The organism is Neisseria sp. P0021.S006 (assembly GCF_051956895.1).
This window is the reverse complement of record NZ_JBQCWZ010000212.1, coordinates 1-1,912: the sequence shown is the minus strand read 5'-3', so window position 1 is coordinate 1,912 and position 1,912 is coordinate 1. Positions and strand designations below refer to the sequence as shown.

The following is a 1,912-nucleotide window of genomic DNA, read 5'->3' as shown; positions in this document are numbered from 1 at the left end:
CCAACGGTATCTTGCACGTTTCTGCCAAAGACAAAGGCACCGGCAAAGCGGCCAACATTACCATCCAAGGTTCTTCAGGTTTGAGCGAAGAAGAAATCGAACGCATGGTGAAAGATGCCGAAGCCAACGCTGAAGAAGATAAAAAACTGACTGAATTGGTCGCTTCCCGCAACCAAGCTGAAGCCCTGATTCACTCTGTGAAAAAATCTCTGACTGACTACGGCGATAAACTCGACGCTGCTGAGAAAGAAAAAATCGAAGCTGCGTTGAAAGAAGCTGAAGAAGCGGTTAAAGGCGACGACAAAGCCGCTATCGATGCCAAAGCCGAAGCTTTGGGTACAGCCAGCCAAAAATTGGGCGAAATGGTTTACGCTCAAGCGCAAGCCGAAGCCCAAGCCCAAGCAGGCGAGGGCGCACAAGCCGAGTCTTCCGCTAAGAAAGACGACGACATCGTAGATGCCGACTTTGAAGAAGTAAAAGACGACAAAAAATAATTGATGCCGTCTGAAAAAAAAGCGCGAATCGAAAGGTTCGCGCTTTTTATTTGAATTATTCATAGTAAAAGGTCATCTGAAAGCTTTTCAGACGACCTTGGTTTTAGAAATCTTGACAGACAGGAAAAAGATATAACCCATTGAAAAGACAAGGTTGGGCTAATCTGTTTGTACCTATTCTGGAAGCGATTTTTTCTTTTTGGATTTTATGTATTTCAAGAACATCAGTTCAACCAGGGTACACATAATTAACACTTCGACCCAGTCGGGAAGAAAACGGTCTACTCCAAAGAAATACTTCGGATTGATGATAAGGCTTAAAATCAAGTTCGCAAGGAAAACAGTAAAGCTGGCCGCAAAGCACATAATCAGCAATGCCTTCCAGTATTGTTTGCTGAAACTTGCGAGCAACTTCAGGTTTTTCTTATAATTTTCCCAAAAATTTTTCATGCCCTTATCCTTCTTATAAAGTTTGGGATTGTTCCGTATTTAATTTGAAGAAGAATCTTTCGAAGAAGCATCTTTCTGTTTGTACTGAATATATTTCAGGAATGTCCATATCATCAAGCTTACTGCGACGAGGCTTTCGATAATTTCTGAAAGGAAATATTCTTCCCCTAAAAAATATTTCGGATTGATCACATAGAGACTCAAGATAGTGTTCACCCCGATGACAATAAAGTTTACAGCGAAGCTGATGACCAGTAGGACCTTCCAATATTTTTTGGCAAAAGTTGCGAGCAACTGCAAGTTTTTCTTATAATTTTCCCAAAAATTTTTCATGCCGTTATCCTTCAGTATTGTTGATAAAGAATCCGTATCCCGTAAATATTTTCGGGATACGGAGTTTGATCGGCAATGATTTAATAGCCAAACGATCTTCTGGCGACAAACGAACCTAATCTGCCTCCTAAAACTCTACCTACGTTGGCTCCGATAGCACCACCGGCAGCCATACCGCCCGGTCCCGCAATCGCGCCTAACGCCATTCCGGTAAAGCCGCCGGCAAAAGCACCTGCTCCGGCACCAACCCAGCGGCCGGCTCCTGAAACCGCGCTTCGACTGAAATTAAAACCGCCGGAAACTTGTTGTAAATCATCCATGTTTAGTGTTTGCATATTAGCACTCCAAAATGAAAAATGGGGTGAAAAATAGCAAGCGTTTTCATCCGTTTGCTGTTGTATTGACAGTGCAAGTATGTAGTAGTTTTTTTGAAATTATTTTTTAAGTTATATTAAAAAATGAAAACATAACGGATAGTCAAGAAATGATTAAATTTAAATTGGTTATATCATCAAGACAGCAAGACAATATTAAAAACAAGCTTCCAAGTTGCGATAAAAGGTCGTCTGAAAACTTTTCAGACGGCCTTCGGTTTATCTGTCAAATAGCGCTTTGCCGTTTTTCTTGTGCCAAAC

General features: G+C 41.4%; 4 protein-coding genes. 1 reads left to right on the top strand and 3 read right to left on the bottom strand.

Annotated features, from left to right (window positions below; all coding sequences use genetic code 11):
- The coding region (locus tag ACTHUM_RS12645) for an Hsp70 family protein (protein ID WP_440403019.1) at positions 1–494 on the top strand (494 nt) is incomplete at its 5' end.
- Between the two features lie 174 nt (positions 495–668).
- Here the strand turns inward: ACTHUM_RS12645 and ACTHUM_RS12640 are convergent.
- The 3 genes from ACTHUM_RS12640 to ACTHUM_RS12630 form a co-directional block, all read right to left on the bottom strand.
- Complete coding sequence (locus ACTHUM_RS12640) at positions 669–944, bottom strand: hypothetical protein (RefSeq protein ID WP_070646718.1); 276 nt, start codon at positions 942–944, stop codon at positions 669–671.
- Between the two features lie 39 nt (positions 945–983).
- Positions 984–1,277 (bottom strand): hypothetical protein, encoded by a 294-nt coding sequence (locus ACTHUM_RS12635; RefSeq protein ID WP_070583845.1) that lies wholly within the window; start codon positions 1,275–1,277, stop codon positions 984–986.
- Between the two features lie 80 nt (positions 1,278–1,357).
- Complete coding sequence (locus ACTHUM_RS12630; RefSeq protein ID WP_070646719.1) at positions 1,358–1,612, bottom strand: hypothetical protein; 255 nt, start codon at positions 1,610–1,612, stop codon at positions 1,358–1,360.
- Positions 1,613–1,912 lie beyond the last annotated feature (300 nt).

Bases quoted from the DNA above. Each gene is read 5' to 3' on its own strand.
- ACTHUM_RS12640 (WP_070646718.1), bottom strand. From the start codon at position 944: ATGAAAAATTTTTGGGAAAATTATAAGAAAAACCTGAAGTTGCTCGCA.
- ACTHUM_RS12635 (WP_070583845.1), bottom strand. From the start codon at position 1,277: ATGAAAAATTTTTGGGAAAATTATAAGAAAAACTTGCAGTTGCTCGCA.
- ACTHUM_RS12630 (WP_070646719.1), bottom strand. From the start codon at position 1,612: ATGCAAACACTAAACATGGATGATTTACAACAAGTTTCCGGCGGTTTT.